A 23,524-nucleotide genomic window follows, 5' to 3' on the forward strand; every position below is an offset into this window, starting at 1 on the left:
AAGAGAAATGGCAGAAAAAATTCAATTAACAAAAAGAGATCGCTTAGCCGTTGCATGGCGTTCTACGTTTATTCAGGGTTCTTGGAACTATGAACGTATGCAGAATGGTGGTTGGGCCTTCTCGATGATTCCAGCAATCAAAAAATTATATAAATCAAAAGAAGATCGAAAAGCAGCGTTAAAACGTCACTTGGAATTCTTCAATACGCATCCTTATATTGCTTCACCAATTCTAGGAGTTACATTAGCACTTGAAGAAGAACGTGCTAATGGTGCAGAAGTTGATGATGTGGCAATTCAAGGGGTTAAAGTTGGGATGATGGGTCCTTTAGCCGGTGTTGGTGATCCAGTATTCTGGTTTACTTTACGTCCGATGTTAGGTGCTTTAGGGGCATCATTAGCAATGGGTGGAAATATCCTTGGGCCAATCCTTTTCTTCTTAGCTTGGAATCTGATTCGTTGGGGATTTATGTGGTATACACAAGAATTTGGTTATAAAGCCGGTTCTAAAATCACTGATGATCTTTCAGGTGGATTATTACAAGATATTACAAAAGGTGCATCAATCCTTGGTATGTTCGTACTTGCTGCCTTAGTGCAACGGTGGGTATCAATTAAATTCAAGCCAGTCGTATCTGAAGTTCAGTTAGATAAAGGTGCGTATATTGAATGGGACAAACTTCCTGGAAATGGCGAAGGGATTCGTCAAGCTTTTGAACAAGTAAACTCAGGAATGGCACTTTCACCTACGAAAGTAACGACCTTACAAGATAACTTGGATCAATTAATTCCTGGTTTGGCTGCATTGCTTCTGACATTCTTATGTATGTGGTTGCTTAAGAAAAAAGTCAGCCCAATTGTTATTATTCTTTCCCTATTCGTAGTTGGGGTAGTTGGTCACGTAATCGGACTTTTATAATTAAAGTTGCTGATGCTTTCAATTCTTAAGGTTTATTATTTAGGAATTGTTGAGATTGAAGTGTAGTTTAGTAGCAGACTTTTGTAGCCTGTGAATCGATAATAGTTCGCATACAAAAAGTGGCTGGAGATTATTGTTTCAGCCACTTTTTGTATTGACTTAATTGTTTGAGGAAACGAATAATGAATAAATAAGATAAATGAAATGGAGCGGATATGATGGTTCAATCAATTAATACAAAGGTAGATTTAGTAATAGATGCCACCGCTTTCACGGGACTTACGGACTATGGGGAAATTATGATCGGTGATAAAGGGTTTGAATTTTATAATTCTCGTGATGCGCGTAAATTTATTCAAATTCCGTGGAAGGAAGTAGATTACGTTATAGCCTCTGTGATGTTTAAGGGGAAATGGATTCCGCGTTATGCGATTGAAACGAAGAGAAATGGGACCTTCACCTTTTCTTCTAAGGAACCTAAGAAAGTTCTTCGGGCTATACGAGAATATGTAGATCCAGATCATATGGTACAGTCCCTAAGTTTCTTTGATGTTATTAAACGAGCTTTTAAGTCGATAGGTAAAAAGAAATAATGGAATGAAAAGAAGGGATGTACTTTTCATATAGGCGTACCGCCCACATTTTAACTAATATATACGCTAAGCAAAACTCGACATGAGAAAACGTTGATTTTACTACTCTAAGCAAATTATCTAATCTCTAAAATGGGTAATTCATTTCAATGTAAAATGATTTAAAAATAGCTTAAATAGTGTCTCAAAACTTATGTTTAATCAAAATCTCAATTGAAATTGTGCTATTAGGTTTTGAGAATCTCTTAGCGTATAAAAACGTTAAAATGTGCGTGCTACCCCATGCCCATCAAGCTAAGATTATGTAAAATCAATTTCAACTTAAGAGCTTTCTATTTTCTGAAGACTAAGTATAAATTATTTAAAGGTTTGCACAAGAAATAAACCCTAAAGGGTTTCGTTTTTTTAATTAAGCTACATGATTGTGAGGTTTGGAACAATTGTACACGACGCCTAAAATATCAAAGACTGTCTTTTTCTCATATCGATGAGATTTTCGCCCGTTTTTGTGTAAAAAATCGAACAGACGAAGCAAGATCTTTGATAGCTCATGGGCGTCTTTTTGTAGAGCTTGATAAAAAAGTGGAAAATAATCTTTAATGATATAAACAGCTTTATATTCACTCAATTCTCGTTTCTTCTTGATAAGGAGTAATTGGCGCATTTGAAACATAGTGGAGGAACAAAGAAGGATGCTAATTAATTGCCCATATAGATGACACTCTAATCTTTCCAGTTTTACAGAATTACATTGATGAATACGAAAAAATGATTTCCATGTTTTAAAGATAAGTTCAATTTGCCAACGTAATGAGTAAAAATCATATACTTGTTCCTTTTGTAGATATTCCAAAGGAATATTCGTAATGTAAAAGTTAATTGCACTGAGACGTTTACTGCGTTCCTTATAGGTAATTTGCTTCTTGTGTTCTTTAGATGCTAAATCCTTTTGCCTACGTTTCATTTGCGTCTCAGTTAATTTATACAGAATTAGTCTTGTAGGAAGCTTTTGATACATTCCGATATAAACATCAGGGATTTCATATGTTTCACCAGGCTGTAATTGATCAATAAATTGCTCCATATCTAGTTGGATGTACTCAGAATGTTTTTTTATCGTTCCATTCTGAAAGTATTCAGGCTCTTTGTTTTTCTGATATATGCGAGTATTGAGCTTAAGTCGTGAGATGAAATAAGCACTGTACTTGTCTATGGTATGTAAATCTTTTAAGTCGAAGTATCCTAAGTCCCGTATACATACATCTTGCGGTTGAAGAGATTCGTGACAAGTAGAACCGTAAATTTTATCATTGTGCTTTCCAGCACCCACATGAACATGTAGAAATTGACCACTTAACAGATCGTACTCTAATTGAATTTTCACACCGGCACTTTGACCACTACCTCCTGAGCCTTGGTATGTAGAAACGAATTTATCTGGAACCTGAAAATGTGTAGAATCCAATACACGAATACGGTGAAAATAGTTTGTATACAAAGTTGAAATCTTGCTAGAAGAACAAAATTGTTGATGAAGTAAATACGCTAATACTTGTTGTAAAAACTGTACAGCTCTAGAATTAAAACGTTGATTGAGTCCTTCTGGACTCATAGAAATACCTGTGTTAGCTTCTAATCGACTACATAGTTGTGTCAATGAAGTGTTTGCTATGTTTTCGCTTAACCAAACACAAAGAGCTACTAAATCTTGTGCACGATATTTACTTTTCCGTTGAACAAATCCTATTTCTCTAGCTAACTGATCTAAAACATGTGGTGACATATGTCGTTGTAATTCTTTAGAAAATAATTGTAGTTCATCAGAAATCGATAGATTCATACAAAAACGCCATCCTTTCTGTACATTTCTACAAACAGAATAGCGTTTTTTTCTTTTTATGGATACAGTTTTATCAGAGTTTGATAGCAATGTGACGAGACTCCTGTAAGACCTCCGTTAAGAGATTCCTTAAAATTAACATTTAGGTAATTTTTGTAACAAGATGTCTTGTTAATTCATTTTTAATAATTTATAATACTAACTGTATATGGTGTGTATGTTGTGCATCTTATACCATAACACTTATCGATAGAGAGGTTGTTTAATGAAAATAATCTTAAGTAATGTATCAAATCAGCCTTTATATCAGCAGATAAAGGAGCAGATTAAAGAATCAATATTTAACAATGAATTGAAAGAAGGCGAACAGCTACCATCAATCCGCTTATTAGCTAACGACTTGCATGTAAGTGTACTAACCACAAAAAGAGTCTATGCAGAACTAGAAGCAGAAGGTTTTATTATTACTAGGGTTGGCAAAGGAACCTATGTAGCCCCCACAAACTTAGAGTTATTAATGGAATCCAAGCGCCACATGGTAGAAGTCAAACTTGCAGAAGTTTGTCAGATGGCTCGAAGTATAGGAATTCATGCGGATGACCTCCATTCGATGATGGACTTAATTTTAGAGGAGGAGGAGAACGGCAAATGAATGCTGTGTTAGAAGTGAATAAACTAAATAAAACTTACGACAGCTTTTCATTAAAAGATGTTACTTTTTCACTTAACAAAGACTGTATAACAGGCTTTATTGGTACTAATGGTTCTGGGAAAACTACTACAATTAAAGCAATCCTTGGCCTCATTTTAAAAGATTCCGGAAAAATTAATTTTTTAGGAAAAGATATGGATAAAAATGAAAGGAAATCTAAAAACAAAATTGGCATCGTGCTAGATGAGGGATATTTCTATGATGAATTAACATTGAAGGAAATGAAAAATGTGATTGCCCCTTCTTATACTGATTGGGATGAAGCGGTCTTCTTATCTTACATTAAACAATTTAATTTAAATCTAGGACAGAAAATTTCTACTCTATCCAAAGGTATGCGGATGAAATTTGCGGTTGCTTTGGCTCTATCCCACCATGCAGACCTATTGATAATGGATGAACCAACAAGTGGCTTGGACCCATTGGTACGGAGTGAATTGATGAATATTTTTCTGGATTTTATGAAGGAACCAGGGAAAAGTGTCTTTTTTTCCACTCATATTACCTCTGATTTAGATAAAATTGCCGATATGATTATTTTAATCGATGATGGAAAAATTTTAGTTAATGAGGAAAAAGATGTGTTAGTGGACACACATGCATTTGTAAAAGGAGACAATCAATTAATTAATGACCAAACCAAAAACCTTTTTTTAAATTTGCATCAATCTCAATACGGATTTGAGGGGATTACTCATAAAAAAGATGATGTGCGTCGACTCATGCCTGATGTATTGATGGAAAGACCAACTATAGAGGATATTATGCTTTCATACATCGGAGGTATTAATCATGTTAATTAACCTTGTAATGAAAGACTTTATGCTAGTTAAAAAATATTTCTTAATTTTACTTGTTTTTGCAGCTATCGCTCCTATTTATGTTTCTACACAAATACAATTAAACGATGGCGGTCTTGTTGGCTTTCTTTTAACAGTGATTTTGATGGAGCAAATTTTATTTGGTACGATATCCAAATTTGAGGATCAGTACAAGGGGGCGGCTTTACTTTGTGCAACTCCATACACACGAAATACATTTGTAAAAGCAAAATATCTCTTTCTCTTTGTAATTTTTATTTGTGTCTCCATCATCCGTATTATTACGTCAATTATCATACCATCGGGTATAGAAAAACTCAGCGTAAACGCTCTTGGAATAACATTTTTAATTCTTAGTATTTTATTTGGTATACTACTCCCTGTTCAATTTAAATTCGGTTATGACAAAACAAAAATTATAACATTTTTTACTGTCTTTTTAATACCTTTTGTCGCTCCTACTCTTATAAAGGGACACATTGATTTTACAATTACCTTTCCATTTCCACCAATTGTTCTGGCATGGATGCCTTGTTTTATCTCAATAGTTATTAGTCTTATATCAATGATGATATCTCTCAAAATATATGAAAAAAAGGATTTATAATTAAATTTTAAATATAATAGGGGTAGCTGTTTAAGGAAATATATTTAGTATCGTACATATTTATTTCTTTTCAGCCATCCCTGTTAAAAATTCAAGGCCCCCTTGTGATATACCAAATAACTGTAGAGATATAAAATTTTCGTTTTGGGGATACTTCAAAATCTTAGCTTGATGGGCATGGGGTATCGTCAACAAAAACACTGTTCTTTTGTAGAATTATATGAAAGAGTGGTGTTTTTATTCTTTCTTATAATTACATCTCTTTTTAAATTTACTGCCTTTATTAGTTGCTTGATTTCAATGGAATAAGATGTTACCCAAAATCATTATTAAAAAGTCCAATGTGAATATTCTCCAAAATTGAGCCGTAAGCTTTTGTATCCTCTTATTGGAATATACTTTGCATTTCCTAGTAGGGGTACGTGAACATCGCCATCAAGTTAAGAAAAACGAGATACCCCCAAATCGAAAAAAATGAGGGTATCTTGTTTTATATATCCAGCTCAATTTCTTTGTTCATACAACAAAACTTGTACCTCTTCCCACTGTTACATGAACAACTCTCATAAATATTTGCTGGCCTTGAGCAATCTTTGATTGCTTTTTTTAAATCCGTCACATCTTCGTTGAATTCTAGTCCAACTATGTAGTAAAAATTGTATGCCTCACAAATCGCAGCCACTTTCTCTGCTCTTGCTTTAGACGAAACCTTTACGATGATAGGACGTTCTTTAGAACCTAGTGGATACATGTCTGCTTCCCTCTTTCCTTTTTCTTTCTATTGTATAAAATTTAAGAAAAAGCGGAGGGATATTTATGAAAAAACTATCTAGTTCTCAAGTGTTTCGACTGCTTTCAGAGGAATTACAACGCGTCTTTTCACCACAAGCATTAACAGAGCTTGCCAAACAAACTCAGTTTGTTCAACGTAACAGTAAATTCAGGGCACAAGATTTATCTGCCTTATGTATTGGGATGGGACAAGACATTGCGAGTTATTCTCTGGCTAGACTATGTGGAAATTTGGAATCAGAAACCGGCGTCCTGATGAGTCCAGAAGGACTAAATCTAAGGTTGAATGCACAAGCAGTGGAATTTTTACGCTCTTTATTCTCACAGTTATTACAAAAACAATTGTTATCCATGACATCTCTCTATTCCTCTTTTTCAGCATATTTTCGTCGTATTCGGATTTTAGATGCCACCACGTTTCAAGTCTCGGATCAACTTGCGACGGCTTATCCTGGTTCAGGAGGAAGTGGAAAGGCTTCTGGCGTAAAAATACAGTTAGAATACGATTTGCTGAGTGGGCAATTTTTACATGTTGAAGTGGGGCCAGGTAAACAAAATGATGTGAATTATGGGAAAGAGATTCAACATACTGTTGATTTACAAGATTTATGCATACGAGATTTAGGGTATTTTAGTTTAATTGATTTAGATGCAATCCAACAAAAAGGGGCGTACTATTTATCTCGATTAAAAATGAACACCAAAATATTTCAAAAAAATGAGCATGTTCTTACCTTTAAAAACGGATCCATTAAGAAAAAATATCAATACACAATGATTGACTTAGAAGCCATCATGAATCAGTTACAGCCGGGTGAATGTTATGAAATTCCTGTTGTTTATATCGGTCGGAGTTATGGACTTCCAGCACGAGCCGTGATTTACAGACTAACCCCTGAGCAAGAAGCACAACGTAGAAAAGATCGTGCATACAAAGAGAAAAAGAAGAATATGACTTTTAGCGATCGAACCAAAAAACTGCAAGGAATCAATGTGTACGTTACCAATATTCCATCGGAATATGTCTCAAAAGAAGCCATTCATGAATTCTACTCCCTTCGTTGGCAAATCGAAATCATTTTTAAAACATGGAAATCTATTTTTCATATTCATCACAATACAAATGTAAAAAAGGAACGGTTAGAGTGTCATATCTATGGAAAGTTAATTGCGCTCTTATTATCCTCTACTGTGATGTTTCAAATGAGGCAATTATTACTGGTCAAGAAACAAAAAGAGTTAAGTGAATGGAAAGCCATGTATATGATTCACGATTACTTTCGAACATTATATCGCCATATACAACTTCAATCGATCCAGTTAACAAAAAGTTTTCTTCGCTTGTTCCATTTACTTGATAAAAATGGACGGAAATCGCATCGATATCGAAAGAAAACGGTGTTTGATATTTTAGGTATTGCATACGAACAACATCTATCCAAGTAAGAAATGATATATTTTAAAAAATCTAGCCCGTAAGGGTTATTTATCATGCAGTTTTTTTCGATTTTTTATTTTTTCAGGGAGTAACAAGCAATTTTATAAATATACCTGTATTTATTTCTCGTTAACTTGATGGCGATGGGGTACGTGAACGATTCGGGGTTTCAGGGGCCACACTTCAAAAAAATGTAATTTCAACGTCTGTTATAGGTGATTTTATAGCTTCTATAAATTATGTTTAGTTTTTGTTATGAGTTTTTAAGTAAGTTATGTTTAATTTTTAATGAAATTATAGAAAGACGGTCATGTAAAACCCAACATAATTGATGTTATGTTGGGTTTTCTAATGAAAATCAACTGTGTAATTCTTAATTTTGGATTTAATTTCCAGAGTGGCGCCTCATTCCCTGAATCGTTCACATACCTGTAGATTAGAAATAAAGTCGTACCATTTATAAAAAAGATGTACCGTTTTAAATAAAGTTATACTGTTTGTAAAAAAGTTGAACCGGAATTATCATATTCTCGTTTTATTGCAAAAAAATGAAATTTTAGTATATTAAGATTTAGGGTAAATGATATGTCGAATTTAAGGATGGATTATGGAAGCGAAATTACGGAAACTCATCATTACAGGAACCATTTTATATACAATTTTAATTTTATATTTTATGTTCTTTGCTTTTAATAGATTAGATCATGCAACCGGCGATTATGAATATGTATTTATGCTTGTTCCGGAAAACGTTCCACTTCGATTTCCAGAACCAACTTTTTCATGGTTATACCAATTTGGAAACATTGCTGCTTTTATCCCTTTTGGAGTAGTAATTCCTCTGTTGTATCGTTCCAGTTTTGGCAAGTTCATATCCTTGTTTGTCTTAACGATTCTCGTTTTGGAATCGCTGCAGGCTTTAACTTATCTTGGCAGCTTTGATGTAGATGATGTTATATCCAATACATTAGGTGCAACGATAGGTTTTATCGCCTATAGAGTTGGATTTTCTTCAAAAATTTCTTATAAAAAGCTTATTGCTTCGGCTCTATCTATTGGTGTTCTTCTAGTTGGGGTAATCGTGGTCTCGGAAACTATCAATTATGTTGTAGCGACAAGAGAAAGCCCGATTCAAGCATTACACGATGTGAAAGAAATGAATGGAACCATGCCTATGACTGAAAATCTTCCAAGTATCACCGTAGCAGGCAAGAAAATAGAACCAAAAATGAATGTGTATAACAGTGAAGGGGATAAAAGCAAATCATACACTTACATCTTGGGGAACAAGAAAGATGTCATACTCTATTCTTATTATGGCATTCCAGACAATGGTGATTTCAAGGGAGAAGTCACTATACTGGCAGATGGAAAAGTAAGAGCTCAGTTCAATGAACAATATAATAAAGGGGCAGAATTTGTAGAGATACCATTTTATTATAAAGAAAACGAAATTACGATTATCGTTTCCGGGAACGCTAAACTATGGGACGTTAGATTCAGTGAAATGAAGCATTGGTGGGAGTGAAGAACGAACATTCTAAGGGGCTTGCTTTGCAATGTTTTCAACAAATATGGCACGATTGTAGAGCAGACAGATAGAAAATAATTAAACTTTTTTATAAAACCGAAACTTAAATCTGCTGGAAAAGAATCCATTTTGATCAATCTTTTATCAAAATGGATTCTTTTTATTTATCGTAAAATGCTGGCTTGTGAGGTGTTATTGATCAAACTTTATTTCAATGCAACAATACCCCCTGTACTTGTGATTTGTTCAGAAAAACATATTATTCTTTAAATATCTTAATAGCTATGCGACAGACCCTGTTATGTTAAAATAAAAATTAATTGTGACAACAAAATCCACTCTTATTCACCGAAAGGAGATTTCAGATGAAGTATAGATTTATAACACCACTTTTCAACTTAAAATTAGAAACTGTGCTTAATAGAGGAATAGAACTATTCCCAGGAGCAAGAATTACAAATGGTCCAGAAGAGAGAACAAAAATACTAAATACACAATTAATGAAAAATACAGCTGGAATTCATTCCTTATGGGAATTTGATGATGCAACATATTTATACATAGATGGAGAATTTGATGCTATCAAGACGAAAGCTGAAATGGATGAAATAGGAGTAAAGTACACTTATTATTATCTAAGACTAGCCCAAAGTTTTATTTATGACTTATGGAAAATCAAAGATAACAATATTTATGTAAGAGATGGCTTTTTACTTGCATATCATAATAAATTTGAAGACGGTTTTACTTACAAAGCATCACTGTCAGAAATACACTATTATTCTACGGGTGAACATAAGGAATCATCTTTTTTAAAAAGTGAAATTCAATCAGCAACTCGTGATTTCACCCCTTTTTCAATTGATGAATATGAAGAAAAACACTTTGGAGGTAAGTATCCTGATTCAAATCATCTATTTAAAAATAAAGGATCAAACCGGATAGATAGAGCATTCTATTTCACCCTTAAGGCAAGAACAAGCTGTATTTTGCCTATGAAAATAGTTGCTTATTGTAATGCATTAGAATGTTTATTTACGATTGGAACATCTGAAGTTAACCATAAAATTGCAGAACGAGTTGCATTGATGTTAGGTACTTCTGGAGAATCAAAGAAAGAATTTTTTAAAATTATTAAAAAGGCTTATGACTTTCGTTCTTTATTGGTACATGGCCAACATCTTAAAGGTGAAGAGGAGAAACTGATTGAGTTTTCACGAAAGTTAGATAACATTTTAAGACAATTGCTTGTTGCGGAACATGATGTGTTTTCAAAAAACGATAAAGAGATGGAAGAATTTTTCACCAATTTAATTTTTGCAACTAACTAAGAATTCCAGTTGGGGTACGGAAACAATTTAAGAGATAATCCGCCACATCTGAAAATTTTTCCATTTTTGGCGGTTAACTTTTATAAAAACTTCCTAATTTATATTTTACCTTGTAGTTTTCTATATAAAGCTGAAGAAGAATCCATTTTGGATTCTTCTTTTCATACGTACCAAAAGGTATACCTTTTGGTACTATACAAACTAATACAAAAACAGCGTTCCAAAACAATAAAAATTCATTTTAGGAACGTTTCTAAAAAATAGACACCTTTAGGTGCACATTTACTTCTTCAAAGAAATTAACCGTTTACAAAGGTATACCTTTATAAACGAAAAAAGATCCCAAAGAATTGAGTGTTGAATAACAATACAGTTGTTCCGCAAACGGGCCATTTTGTGGAATAACACTTAATAAGAAAATTAGATATTTCTGTTAAAGCATATAGAGAATATTGTGAAGAAACGTACTTAAGCTAACTGGCAGGTTAGCTGTACAAGTTATAAATTTAATGGTTTAAAGTTATAGAGCATTTCTTTGAATGAGGAATGCTTTTTATTTTTGCTTAAAACAAAAACTTACAATAAAAATGTTATTCAAATTAATAAAAAATTATTGTGAAACGATAAAATATATATTAAAATCAAAATCAGAATAAATAAGTGAGGTGCTTTTTATGGAAAAAGTAACAACGTTGTTTTTAAAAATAGCTGTTATTCTTTTAGGAGTCCCAGTTCTTGCTCTGTGCATCTTTTTGGTGCCAGAGATGGCGAATCTTGCAGCAAAATTGCTTCCACAGTTTGCTTTTATAAAATATCTCGTTTTCATCGCTTTTGATGCATCGGCTATACCTTTTTACTTTGCTTTGTATCAGGCTTTCAAACTCTTATGCTATATTGACAAAAATAAAGCTTTCTCCGATTTATCTGTAAAAGCTTTAAAGAAAATCAAATACTGTGCCATCACAATCAGTATTTTGCATGTGCTAGTTTGGCCGCTCTTCTATATCTTTGCGGAAGTAGACGACGCACCAGGAGTTATCTTTGTCGGATTGGTTGTTCCTTTTGCTTCGATGGTTATCGCAGTCTTTGCGGCTGTTCTCCAAAAACTTTTACAAGATGCAATTAATATCAAATCAGAAAATGATTTAACGGTCTGAGGTGAATAACAATGGCAATTATAATTAATATTGATGTGATGTTAGCAAAAAGGAAAATGAGCGTAACAGAACTTTCGGAGAAGGTTGGAATAACAATGGCGAACCTTTCTATATTGAAAAATGGAAAGGCAAAAGCGATTCGATTATCCACTTTAGAGGCAATTTGTAAGGCTTTAGAATGTCAGCCTGGAGATATTTTAGAATACAAAAGTGACGAAGACAGTTAAATGAATCAAGAAAACTTAATATAACAATTATTAGGGGAGGTATAACTATGGACATTAACAATTTGATTATTGAAAATATTGCTAACCCTCATGAGCTGGAGAGAATGTATAGAAAAGACCCGAAAACTTTTAAAAAGTCATTCTCACACGCATGGGAACAAAATCCTGATTCTCAGGTTCTTGGCGTTTGGTATGAAAGATTGCATTTCAAGGAGACGGCAAATACAGAAAAATCTTCCTTGCTTCAAAAAGGTTTCTTATTCATGGGTATTTTAGCCATTCTGGCCGGGATAAGCACCAGGATCATTTTCCATTTTGTCGAACAGGAAGCAATTGCTCCAATTAACCTGGCTTTTGGTATAATTCCCTTTATTGCTGCCTATTTTGTTTACAATAATACTCCGAAAAAAAGTGTTATTTATTCCCTTGCAGCGTTGTTCCTAATTTCCGGGTTTTATCTTAATATGCTGCCATTAAATTATAAAGACAGTATTATCCTTGCTTATTTACACCTTCCCATATTCTTATGGGTATTGGTAGGGCTTGCATTTACAGGAAATGAATATTCAAAAGGCAGTACAAGATTAGCCTATATTAAATTTAATTTGGAATATTGTATTCTCTACGCCAGCATGGCAGTTAGCGGAATGGTACTAGCAGCATTAACCATGCAGTTATTTAGCTTTGTTGACTTGGATATAGAAGACTTCTATTTTAGTAATGTCGTTTTATTTGGTGCTGCCGCTCTCGCTATTGTGGCTGCATACCTGGTATCAATGAATCTTAAACTTGCTAAGAATATTACACCATATATAGCTAAAATTTTTAGTCCTCTTGTCCTGGTCACATTGTTGATCTATCTTATAACGGTTATATGGGTCGGAAAAAATCCATTCTTGGACCGCAATTTCCTGATAGCCTTTAACGGAATACTCCTTGGTGTATTGGCCGTTACCATATTTTCCATTATCGAGAGCGACTCAGACGAGAAAAAGAACATTTCAGATTATATAAATTTTGCCTTAATTGTTCTTGCGCTTATCATTGACAGTGTGGCTTTGTCAGCCATCGTGTTCAGACTTTCTTCTTATGGGATTACGCCTAATAGACTTGCTGTTTTAGGAGTAAACATACTTATCTGGGCAAATCTAATTTGGATTATGCTCTCCTATATGCGTTTTCTACAAAACAAATCCGGACCTTCAACTATCCAAGATGCCGTTACTAATTATTTGCCGGTCTACGGACTTTGGGCAGCTTTCGTTACATTTACTTTTCCTATAATTTTTAATTAGAAAGGCTCTGTTAATGTAACGAAAAGTTAATCTTCTATAACGTATAAAATCCTTAGAGTCGATATTATGCAGCTTTTTATACAGAGTTGCATAGTTTTGGCTTATTTTCATTACTAAAGTTAAAAAGAGGGTATTCAAACTAGAAGACATAATATATTGTTGCAACTGGATTCTTTAAAATATGTCCAGTTTCATGTGCCCAACGAAAAAGGACTTCATGAAACGTATTTGATAAGCTAAACTTGCAGGTTTTAAGTTTGAGTTTGATTTAGATTAAATGTGAAAAGATGTACTTACACTAAAGGGGGCTTTTCTTCAATAAGATTTGAATAATGATCTTTAATAATCGGGCGCTTTTCTTGAATAAGGAAGCGCCCATTCTCTATTTAACGTGGATTTGTTTTTCGGAAAATCCCTTAATCCACCTTTTCGAGGGGATGGGCAAAAACACCCTATTTCTAATTTATTAGACAACGACATTTAAGGTTCTGGTGCAAAAACTTCAGGACAATTGCAACGAATCTATAAATCTTGGATATACTGATACTATGACTCTACAAAAGGTGTGTGATCAATATGGAAAAGGAAAATGTATTCAAATGGAAGTATTACCAGCCTGAGATGATCCTTCTTACAGTGAGATGGTACCTACGGTATAATCTCAGCTTTCGTGATTTGGTGGAAATGATGGAGGAACGGGGCTTATCCATTTCTCATACAACGATTATGCGTTGGGTTCATCAATTGTTATACCGTTTTCTCGTATCATATCTAAGGCTAACGCCATATATCGAGTATTCCATACTACAATTGCATTCACAATCAGACCTAATGCTCCCAGTTGATCTTCTTGACCTTCACGATAATTTTGATATACAGAACCTTTCTTTCCATACATCACCGCTCTTGCCAGACTATGACGGGATTCGCCTCGATTTAGTTGTGTTAAAATTTTACGTCGGTATGCTGGATCTGTAATAAAAAGAAGGTTATGTTTCGTTTTAAAAATTCTTCCGAACTCACCAATTGATCTACCTAACATAGTTGGTTTCCCTCCGCGTTGTAAAGCTTTAATCAACTGTGTTGGATTTACCGTTCCGAGTTGAAGCGAACCAGCTATCCTCATAAAATCATCCCAATAACGAAGAATCAGATCTATACGAATTTTATTTTTTGAAATTGCATTCAAATTGCCTTAATCCGCATTTCCATCTATTCTCCAAAATCTAGATGAGCCGATATCTGCTATTTTGGGGCTAAACTGATATCCTAAAAGGGCAAATAAACCAAATATAATATCGCTATACCCAGCGGTATCTGTCATAATTTCCTTTGGTTGTAACTCAGTAGATTGCTCTAAAACAAGTTCTAGTAGTCGTAAAGAATCTCTGATTGTACCAGGAATAACAATACCATGTAATCCAGTAAACTGGTCACTTGTATAATTGTAATAGGTTACGCCGCGTCCTACCCCAAAATACTTTGGATTTGGACCCGAATGCACAGCTTTGTCAGGTGTAATAAATCGAAGACCATCAGCGGACGATACCTCACCACGTCCTAATAGTTGCGTTAGTCCCATTTTTGAGTGATAGGAAACTAATGCATTGTTGGCTTGTGTAATTGTTTCAGCACGAAAATAGTTTTGTTCTACCCATGTAAGCCGATCGTATTCGAGAGCCGGTATTCTTGCCTGTGTCACAGGTTCGAGTCCTATGTTACAAGCTCGAGAAATGAGGACGGCACATATACTTATAGAAAGATCCTTTACCCTAGAATTTCCTTCACTAATATGAGTAAATGCATCCAGAAAAGGAATCCAATGATGCAATTCAAGAATAAGCTCCGGTAAATCTGTATGTGGCATAAGGGAGTGGACTTGTTTTCACAGCTTTTTTAATGATTTTGGTTCCTCAAGTCTTTCTAGTGGAGAAAGAACGATTCTATTATTTTCTATGCGAACATCGTTATTTCCCTCCAAATTCCCCTCAGCTTTTCGATAGGTTTCATCTAATTTAGTAGTTAGGAGTTGTAAAGTTTGTTTTGCTGATGAAGACCAACCTAGTGTCCTTAGTATATGTGGTTTGATAGATTCCCAATCCTCACCTTGTAAGAGTTGCGCTCTAGGATCACAATACCTTTCACTGGGATCTGTAAAAATATCATGCCTTTTCAATGCTTCAGTGAATTGTTCAATCGTCCAAAATGTATAAGCACAACGGTCTATTCTGTGGTTTGTTCCTTTCAAAATCAGGTTTTTCCACGAAGCAGACATGCCCTGTAGTGGTGCACCAATATATTTATTTCTTCCAGATTTATTTTCGCTCTCAGCAAGAAAGTTCCATGCTTGTAATGCATGTTGGCCAGAAGGCGTAGATTGAAAATGTAATACAGACAACAATTTAGGAAGAACCCTTCGTATAGTTGAATAATTTTTAAATAATTCTTTGTAAGGTACTGTCATATCTGGGGGTTGTGTCAAATGATTTACCGTTTCTAGAGATGCCTTTACTATTTCCTTTGGATATGTTGTAAATATGGTTTTACGTATATCTGTATCTGAAATATTTTCATCAAGTAAAAGGGCACAAATATCTCGCAGTTTCCTTGCGGCTGCATCCAGATCCTTAATCGTTCGAAGTCTTTTATGTGTCCCTTTATTATTAGATTTTCTAAACATATCACTAAAAAGAAGTTCCATTCCTTCAATTACATCGTCTTTTGCACGGACAGTGAACACAATAGCAAATGAAACAAGGGTAGCTATACGCCTCTCATCGTTCATACGCGCTATTGTTTGAGCCCTAGCCATTGAGGCATAGCGAGATAATGCTAAGATTCTCCCCATTGGAATACCGGCTATATTCCATTCAATAGATCCTATCTCACAAAAATTTTCGTAACGCTCAATCGTTTTGAGTAATCCTGTTACAGTTATACGAGTCGGAGGTTTTCTTAAAATATCCAGAGTAGTTCTTTTATTTGTAGCTGAATCAGAAACCAAAAAGTTTTCTAATGTTTCTCGTTGTTGATGATTCGGAAGACTGACCAGTTTTCTCCAAAGACGTGTATTTGCTCTGTCTCTTATTTGTGCAATCAATCTTTCTATTACAGTAACACCAGGTAATAGAATCTTATTTTCTACACATTTTGCTGTAGCTAAATCAAACAGAACGCTTGGACGTTCTGCTGAAACCCAAGCACGCGTATATAACCAACGTAATAACCTCCAATGATGTGGTTGTTCTGTAAAGTCTTGATAACCATAAATTTGCTTAATTTCTTGTGCATGATTACGAGTTGTTCTTTCATTTTTATATAAAGCTAACATGTTTTCATTTATATCAAGTTGTTCGGAGACATATAAAGATACATTTTTGGGTACATCAGTTGGATGAAATAAGAAAGTTCCTAAAAATCTTACAGTTCCTAATTGGATAGCAAAACCCAATTGATTATGCATGCCGCGCATTTAAAAAATAATAGAACGATCTTGATCATCGAACCAGAAGTATTTATTTAATTGTTCAGGTGTTGGGTTCTTGGAAAATTTTCCATAATTAGCTTTCTGTTCACGAGTCAAAAATTCAACAGGCATGATATCCCCCCTATCAAAAACGACGGTTTTTGATAATTATGTTTTTTATAAATGATAAGATTGTGACTTTCTTTTTTATTTGTCGTAATCATTTCATAAATTTTTTTCGTTATATAAATATAGAGGATTCCGTAATAGATAGCCCCTACATGAGTTAATTCTGATATAACTTCAGATACGGAGTAATAACTGAACATAGATTTTGTTATGAGTTTTTGAACACATTTAAATCTTAGTAACCTTGAAAATAGTTTATATTTTTATGTGTCCAGAAAATAGTGACTTTCCGGACGGTGTTAAAGTTTATTTTTTACTTTTCTTAGCTTTTATTTCCTCCAAAATCAAAAATGATACAGCCAATGGGAATAACTATTGATTGTATTAATCTAAGCTTTTTTATGTTTTTTGACTATTTTTTCACCTTCATTTTTATAAGCCTCGAAAAATAATCATAATATATAGTTCTGATGCGATAATTGGACATTATAATACGTGGTGACATAAAGAGAGATATGAGCAAGAGTTCCTTTTCAAAAACTACTTATAAGCATATTAGGTCTTTGTACTCGAACTTAATTATATTAGTTTTAATACAAAATGGAACAAACGAAACGTTTACCTTGTCTATATATTGAATCAAGTATAACAAGCGAGGGAAAGTTTGTATGTATATTCAAATAAGTTTGAGGTGTCAAGATGGAACATAAGGTTATGGAAAATTGTAATCATGATGAAATTGATTATATTATAAAAAAACATTGGCAAGATGTATGGAATTATTCATTTATTATTACGAAAGACACACATTTATCGGATGATATAACACAAGATGTATTTATAAAAGTATTTAAAAATTGGCATTCATTTCGAAATGAATCATCTGTTAAAACATGGTTATTAAAAATCACAAGGAATACCGCACTAAATCATTTGAAATCTTCCTATTTTAAGAGGGTTTCTTTAGTAGGATTTTTTAGGGATGATAAGGAGTATCCTTCAGCAGAAGAAGAATTTTTTAACAAAGAGGACATAGATGGAATTTGGAATATTGTACTAAATCTACCAAAAAAACATCGTGAAGTATTAATATTAGATGCTAAATATGAACTATCTTATGATGAAATAGCCGAAACATTAGGAGTGTCTATTGGAACAGTGAAATCTCGGCTACACCGAGCTCGTGTACGAGTTTCAAAAGTATTAGGGGAGGATAAAAATTATGAACAATGATAGAAAGCCTGGTTGGTATAAAGAATTAAAAAATGGACCAATGAAACAGCGTAAAGATGAAGAAGAATTTATTTATAAAATAAAGCAATCCATAAACCAAAATCAAGAGGTAGATGCCCCTAAATATAGAAGAATGTTTCCTAAAAAAACACTAACTATTACAGTTGCTCTCGCTTGTGTTTTTATCTTGTTTGCTATTCAACCACTTTGGTTTGATAAAAATAAACCACCTGTACAAAGCAGTACTCAAATTGAGGTTAAAACAAAGGATGAATCTTATCAAGATCCATCACTAAAACAATTTATGAGTGAATTATATCAGAGCACAAATTATAAAAATAAGAATGATTTATATAAAGCATTAAATGATGAGTTTGTTTTTAAGGGGAGAAAGTATAATAAGGATGAATGGAAGATTGATGAAGATATTTTTCATGATCTGCAAGTCGCTCTTACAATGGGGGGAGAATTTGTCAATGCTACTAAAACATTATATAAAATACCAAGTGGTTTGACAGAAAGTAATCAAACAAAACAGGGACATTATATATATGCGACTGTTACTGGAAAAGAAACAAAAATTTTAGCCGAACCAAAACCTGAAGCCGAAGTTTTATATCATGTATCTAACGAAATAGTAAAAGCTTGGATTCCAAAAAAAGTGAAGAATGATGGATATATAAAAATAACTACAATTAATGGTAATACAGGTTATGTGAAAAAAGATTATATTTTAAGTGACATTGAGTATTCTTTCATTTTTGAAAAAGGTAATGATGGCATGTGGAAAATAAAGAGTATAGATTCTATATGGTAAAAGAGGCAGGTTCATTTTATAGAACCTGCCTTTTATTATTTATTCTCTTTTTGGAGATTATCCCAAACTTTTAATATTTCTGCTGCAACAACAGCTGCACTATTTGTTTTAGAATCACCACCAGGAATAATAACAGAAATAGCAATTTGCGGATCCTTGGTAGGAGCATATGCAATGAAAAGAGAGTGATTTATAACTCTTCCTTGTTCGTTTGGAGAACCTGTTATTCCTGTTTTACCAGCAACGTCAAATGGCAAGTTTTTAATTTCTTGTATATTATGACTCATTCCATTTTGTAAGATGCTCCAAAAACTTGAAGGATAACGATTTGAACTTTCTAAGATTGGTTTAAATTCTTTCTTTCTTTTACCATCATTATCAATAATAGCATTTACGATTTGAGGTTTGTATTTTTCCCCTTTCCTTGCAAGAGTTGCTGCGTATTGAGCGAGTTGGAGAGGAGTATGTACTTCGTTTCCTCCCCAAGAGGCATTTAATAAAGCAGAAATCCCATTTTCAAACTTACTAGATGGATGTAATTGATATTGTCCTTCTTCTTCAAAGGGTAAATCAATGCCAGTTTTAGAACGCAGACCGAATTGTTTTAAATAATCTGTCCAGATAGTGGCTACTTTTTCTATATTCCCATTATTTTGGTTGAATAAGGGAAGCGCTACTTTTGCTGTCATAAATGTATTGGATGAATTAATGATAGCTTGACTCGGTGTAATTTCACCGGTTGGAGTCCCAGCTGCATTAGTAATATTATTTTGATCATCATACCGAAAATTACCTGTATCTAAATATGTATCTGCAGGTTGAAAAAGCTTTTCATTTAATCCGATTAAAATCGTAAGGGGCTTTATTGTTGACGCCATATTTACATAGGATGCACTATATTTTAATTTTTGGATTGTTTTATTTTGAGAAAGTACTTTTATCTTTTCTTTTTCTGGCGATGATACATGTGTGCTAAGTACGTTTGGATCAAAAGCTGGCGAGTTAGCCATAGTTAATATTTCTCCTGTTTTTACATCCATTACTACAGCATAACCACTGTTAGCATCAGGTATATTTTTAATGTTAGATCTTAGTACCTCTTCTGTTTTATGTTGTAGTTTATAATCTAATGCTAAATGAATATCCTTTCCTTTTTGTGCTTTTTGGATGTCCCAAGATAATTTTTTATTGTTTATTTGAAATATAAGAGTTTTTCCTGATGTACCTTTTAAATCGCTTTCATACTGAAGCTCAATTCCATTCCTCCCGGCAGAAACATCATTAGAATAAGTGTTTAAATCTGTATACCCAATAACCTGTGATGCAATTTCATGTTGTGGGTAAAATCGTATCCATTCGTTTTTTACTATTATATTTTTGTTTTTATTTTTGTCGAAAAATTCAAACTCACTATCATTTAAGTTTGAATATAACAGTATTTCATTTTTATCCTGTTTTTTACAAGAATTTTGTAATTCTAACTGTACATTTTCCAAAGAAATATCATGATGAAATTCTGATGAAAATTGTTTTAAAAAGCTTAATAAGTTCTTTATATCTAGTTTATTTGAACAATTATCATTGTAAGTATAATACAAGGATTTGACCTCTTTATTTGTAGCAAGTATTACCCCATTTTGATCAAGAATTTTACCTCTTTCAGCTAAAGAAGTATTGATAGTAACCGAAATGAAATTTATTTTAAATAAAATTATCAAAACAATACTAATAATGATAACGATCGCTAAATATATCCGTTTCTTTTGTTTTGTAAGAATCATAAAATCCTCCCTTTTCGAACTCCACTTAATCTTAAAGTTATTTTTTTTTTTTGTAAATGTGGAACTATTTCATTACTTACATTGTCTATTAAGTGTTACAACATTTTTTAGTTAATATGTTAAGAAAGGAATAATCATTATGAAATATAGTTTTAAAAGTAGGTATATGTATAACTGTTTTAGAAGTAAATCAATTTACCAGTGTAGCAATTCCAGTGAAAACTGTAGAAAAAATAGAGCAGGCTTCCAATATAAATCAAGCGAAGGATGTTTCTATCTCACAAATGCATCCATAGGGGTATAGATGCATTATACCGATTGAATAAACTATTATTTTTATGTTTTTCACCGTATTTAATTGATAAGTTTTGGCTAATGCAAGAACTCCGTTTAAATTAGTCATTTTCAACCGGAATGGAAAGCATGTAACAAATAAATAGTGAAACAACAGCAGGAAACGCATTAAAGATACAAATGGAGGATATATGAAAAAGCAAAAAGAAAAGAAAAAGTCACCATATATACCTCTCCGATTAAACATTTTGTTTGTTTGTATATTTTTATTATTTTCAGCTATTATTGTTCAGCTAGGAAAAGTACAAATTGTTGATGGAGAGACTTATAAAAATGAAGTGGAAAAAAATAATAATAAAACAATAAGTCTTCCAGTACCTCGTGGGAAGATTTTTGATCGAGAAGGGAAACCAGTTGTTGATAATCGCCCCCTTCGTTCTATTACGTATACAAGATTAAAGGGTATAAAACTTGAGGATATTTTAAAAACGGCGAAAGATTTAGCAAATGTACTTGAAATCCCGGAAGAAGACATAAATAAGTTAACTGAGATAGATAAAAAAGATTTCTGGATGCAATTAAATAAGAAGCAAGCCCAAGCAAAAGTTACTAAACAAGATGAAGAAAATCTGAGAAAGAAGGGCATAGAAGGGAAAGAGTTAGACCAGAAAATTGAAGAGTTAAGACGAAATCGTATTACAGAAGAAGAATTAGCAGAATTAACGCCGCAAGATTTAAAAGTGTTAGCGATTAAAAGTAAGATGAGTTCTGGTTATCAAATGACTCCCCAAATAATTAAAAGAGATGCGACAGAACAGGAGTATACAAGAATAAGCGAAAACTTAGCAAATTTTCCAGGTGTAGACGCAATAGTTGACTGGGAGCGTAATTATGTAAATGGTGATTTATTTCGTTCTGTATTAGGGAGTATAACAAGCACGGCAGAAGGATTGCCTAAAGAACACTTAGATTCTTATTTAGTGCGTGGATACAATCGTAATGATCGTGTTGGAAAAAGTTATATTGAACAAAGATATGAAGATGTATTACATGGTACAAAAGAAGAAGTGAAAAATATTACTGATAGATCAGGGAATATTATTAAAACAGAAACAGTGTCGAAAGGGAAAAGTGGTAATAATTTAACATTAACAATTGATATGGAATTGCAAAAGAAGGTGGAAGAAAGTATAGAAAAAAATTTAAGAGCTTTTAAAGGTTCAGAACCATTAATGGATCGTGCTTTTGTGGTTATGATGAATCCAAAAAATGGGCAGATTTTATCTATGGCTGGTAAGAAGTTTGTGGAAAAAGATGGGGATGTAGAAATGGAAGATTTTGCATTAGGTAACATGGTAACTTCTTATGAGTTAGGATCAGCTGTAAAAGGTGCCACCTTATTAACTGGATACCAAACAGGAGCTATAAAGCCAGGAGATGAATTTTATGATGCACCTATGAAATTTAAAGGTACGCAAGCTAAAAAGTCATGGAATGTATCTGGTTTTGGGAACATTAATGATTTAAGAGCTTTACAAGTATCATCGAATGTATATATGTTCCATACAGCGTTACAAATAGCTGGGGTTAATTATGTACCGAATGGTACATTGGATATCAAACAAGATGCATTTGACACAATGCGTTATTATTTTAAACAATTTGGTTTAGGAGTTCCGACAGGGATTAATTTACCGAATGAAACAATAGGACAAACAAGACAGAAAGATACTCAGCCTGGATTTTTACTGGATTTCTCCATAGGTCAGTATGATACGTATACGCCACTTCAATTGGCACAATATATTTCTACAATTGCAAATGATGGATATAGAATGCAGCCACAGATTGTACAAGAAATACGTGAACAAACAGTAAAAAAAGAAGATATTGGTAAAGTAGTTCAATCTATAGAACCTGTTGTATTAAATCGAGTTGATGTGAAGACAGAATACATTGAACGAGTAAAAGAAGGTTTTAGATGGGTATTTCAAGAAGGTGATGGAACTGGTGTAAGGTATTTCAAACAAGCTTCATATAAACCAGCTGGTAAAACTGGAACAGCTCAAACGGTATATGGGGGGGAGAATCCAATTGGTAGGAATGGAAAAGGTGAACGCATTGAGTGTTACAATTTAACATTGGTTGGATATGCTCCATATGATAATCCAGAAGTAGCTTTTTCTGTAGTGGTCCCATGGGTTCATAATGATAAAGGTGGTATTAACTCATTAATTGGAAAAGATATCTTAGACGCATACTTTGATTTGAAAAAGCAACGTATAAATGGTGAAACTAGCAATACCGATAGCTCTAATCAGAAACAGTAAAATTTTTGCATATTTCTACCTAGTAAAGATATTGATTATCCAGATTTAAGAGATCCTGTTTAGATCAAAATCTTTACGGACAGGAGAATAAAAGACAGTAGATTTAATGCGTGGAATAGCAGCTATTAGAGTTGTTATTTCACATTTTTTTGATAATACCTTTTCTAACAAACTATATAAAATTAGCATATCTTAGATTTTTATGGGCCAG

Annotated in this window: 17 protein-coding genes and 2 pseudogenes; 15 read left to right on the forward strand and 4 right to left on the reverse strand. The window is 33.4% G+C overall.

Translation table 11 applies throughout. From position 1 onward, the window contains the following. Positions 1 to 7: 7 nt before the first annotated feature. Together QRE67_RS12110 and QRE67_RS12115 are read left to right on the forward strand one after the other, a co-directional pair. On the forward strand, positions 8 to 919 hold the full coding sequence (locus tag QRE67_RS12110) for a PTS system mannose/fructose/sorbose family transporter subunit IID (protein ID WP_286125064.1): 912 nt from the start codon (positions 8 to 10) through the stop codon (positions 917 to 919). 218 nt (positions 920 to 1,137) lie between these two features. Next, positions 1,138 to 1,512 (forward strand): DUF956 family protein, encoded by a 375-nt coding sequence (locus QRE67_RS12115; protein WP_286125268.1) that lies wholly within the window; start codon positions 1,138 to 1,140, stop codon positions 1,510 to 1,512. Between the two features lie 409 nt (positions 1,513 to 1,921). Here QRE67_RS12115 and QRE67_RS12120 read toward each other — a convergent pair whose 3' ends face one another. Continuing rightward, complete coding sequence (locus QRE67_RS12120; RefSeq protein WP_286125065.1) at positions 1,922 to 3,352, reverse strand: IS4 family transposase; 1,431 nt, start codon at positions 3,350 to 3,352, stop codon at positions 1,922 to 1,924. Positions 3,353 to 3,617: 265 nt separating this feature from the next. On the opposite strand from QRE67_RS12120, the gene QRE67_RS12125 reads away from it, so the two are divergent. Genes QRE67_RS12125 through QRE67_RS12135 form a run of 3 tightly spaced genes read left to right on the forward strand, consistent with a single transcriptional unit; the run spans position 3,618 to position 5,492 of the window. Further along, positions 3,618 to 4,004, forward strand: a complete 387-nt coding sequence (locus QRE67_RS12125; RefSeq protein ID WP_078984725.1) for a GntR family transcriptional regulator — start codon at positions 3,618 to 3,620, stop codon at positions 4,002 to 4,004. Then, positions 4,001 to 4,867, forward strand: coding sequence for an ABC transporter ATP-binding protein (locus tag QRE67_RS12130; RefSeq protein ID WP_199668148.1), 867 nt, complete (start codon positions 4,001 to 4,003; stop codon positions 4,865 to 4,867). Before QRE67_RS12125 ends, QRE67_RS12130 begins: the two co-directional genes overlap by 4 nt. Then, positions 4,857 to 5,492: an ABC-2 transporter permease gene (locus QRE67_RS12135; protein ID WP_286125066.1), complete on the forward strand. Its 636-nt coding sequence runs from the start codon at positions 4,857 to 4,859 to the stop codon at positions 5,490 to 5,492. Before QRE67_RS12130 ends, QRE67_RS12135 begins: the two co-directional genes overlap by 11 nt. Before the next feature lie 490 nt (positions 5,493 to 5,982). On the opposite strand, the gene QRE67_RS12140 is transcribed toward QRE67_RS12135, so the two are convergent. Further along, the gene (locus QRE67_RS12140; protein ID WP_286121021.1) at positions 5,983 to 6,243 is read right to left on the reverse strand and encodes a DNA-binding protein; all 261 of its coding nucleotides are present in this window, start codon (positions 6,241 to 6,243) and stop codon (positions 5,983 to 5,985) included. 65 nt (positions 6,244 to 6,308) lie between these two features. Between QRE67_RS12140 and QRE67_RS12145 the strand changes: the two genes are divergently transcribed. The 7 genes and pseudogenes from QRE67_RS12145 to QRE67_RS12175 all read left to right on the forward strand — a co-directional run. Next, on the forward strand, positions 6,309 to 7,730 hold the full coding sequence (locus QRE67_RS12145; protein WP_286121022.1) for an IS4 family transposase: 1,422 nt from the start codon (positions 6,309 to 6,311) through the stop codon (positions 7,728 to 7,730). 599 nt (positions 7,731 to 8,329) lie between these two features. Continuing rightward, positions 8,330 to 9,250, forward strand: coding sequence for a VanZ family protein (locus tag QRE67_RS12150; RefSeq protein ID WP_286125067.1), 921 nt, complete (start codon positions 8,330 to 8,332; stop codon positions 9,248 to 9,250). 368 nt (positions 9,251 to 9,618) lie between these two features. Beyond that, positions 9,619 to 10,584 (forward strand): HEPN domain-containing protein, encoded by a 966-nt coding sequence (locus QRE67_RS12155; protein WP_286125068.1) that lies wholly within the window; start codon positions 9,619 to 9,621, stop codon positions 10,582 to 10,584. 674 nt (positions 10,585 to 11,258) lie between these two features. Further along, a complete protein-coding gene (locus QRE67_RS12160) occupies positions 11,259 to 11,741 on the forward strand; it encodes a DUF2975 domain-containing protein (protein ID WP_098125440.1) in 483 nt (160 codons plus the stop codon). An 11-nt stretch (positions 11,742 to 11,752) separates the two neighbouring features. After that, positions 11,753 to 11,968 carry a helix-turn-helix domain-containing protein gene (locus tag QRE67_RS12165; protein WP_017153334.1) on the forward strand — a complete coding sequence of 72 codons (216 nt, stop codon included), beginning with the start codon at positions 11,753 to 11,755 and terminating at the stop codon, positions 11,966 to 11,968. Between the two features lie 47 nt (positions 11,969 to 12,015). Then, positions 12,016 to 13,263 carry a DUF4153 domain-containing protein gene (locus QRE67_RS12170; RefSeq protein ID WP_286125069.1) on the forward strand — a complete coding sequence of 416 codons (1,248 nt, stop codon included), beginning with the start codon at positions 12,016 to 12,018 and terminating at the stop codon, positions 13,261 to 13,263. Positions 13,264 to 13,839: 576 nt separating this feature from the next. Beyond that, positions 13,840 to 14,007 (forward strand): annotated as a pseudogene (locus QRE67_RS12175) (IS6 family transposase); the annotation flags it as partial. Here the strand turns inward: QRE67_RS12175 and QRE67_RS28660 are convergent. Further along, a pseudogene (locus QRE67_RS28660) lies at positions 14,000 to 16,864 on the reverse strand (Tn3 family transposase); the annotation flags it as partial. The pseudogenes QRE67_RS12175 and QRE67_RS28660 overlap by 8 nt on opposite strands. Positions 16,865 to 17,557: 693 nt before the next feature. Here QRE67_RS28660 and QRE67_RS12195 point away from each other — a divergent pair. Both QRE67_RS12195 and QRE67_RS12200 read left to right on the forward strand, forming a co-directional pair. Then, on the forward strand, positions 17,558 to 18,091 hold the full coding sequence (locus QRE67_RS12195) for an RNA polymerase sigma factor (RefSeq protein WP_286125072.1): 534 nt from the start codon (positions 17,558 to 17,560) through the stop codon (positions 18,089 to 18,091). Continuing rightward, entirely contained in the window at positions 18,081 to 18,908 is an 828-nt protein-coding gene (locus QRE67_RS12200) for a hypothetical protein (protein WP_286125073.1), read from the forward strand. The genes QRE67_RS12195 and QRE67_RS12200 overlap by 11 nt, the downstream gene beginning before the upstream one ends. A 35-nt stretch (positions 18,909 to 18,943) precedes the next feature. Here the strand turns inward: QRE67_RS12200 and QRE67_RS12205 are convergent, their stop codons facing one another. Further along, complete coding sequence (locus QRE67_RS12205; RefSeq protein ID WP_286125074.1) at positions 18,944 to 20,689, reverse strand: peptidoglycan D,D-transpeptidase FtsI family protein; 1,746 nt, start codon at positions 20,687 to 20,689, stop codon at positions 18,944 to 18,946. Positions 20,690 to 21,174: 485 nt separating this feature from the next. Here QRE67_RS12205 and QRE67_RS12210 point away from each other — a divergent pair, with 485 nt between their 5' ends. Next, positions 21,175 to 23,313, forward strand: coding sequence for a peptidoglycan D,D-transpeptidase FtsI family protein (locus QRE67_RS12210; protein ID WP_286125075.1), 2,139 nt, complete (start codon positions 21,175 to 21,177; stop codon positions 23,311 to 23,313). Positions 23,314 to 23,524: the final 211 nt, after the last annotated feature.

Source organism: Bacillus sp. DX3.1 (assembly GCF_030292155.1).
Classification (GTDB): Bacteria; Bacillota; Bacilli; order Bacillales; family Bacillaceae_G; genus Bacillus_A.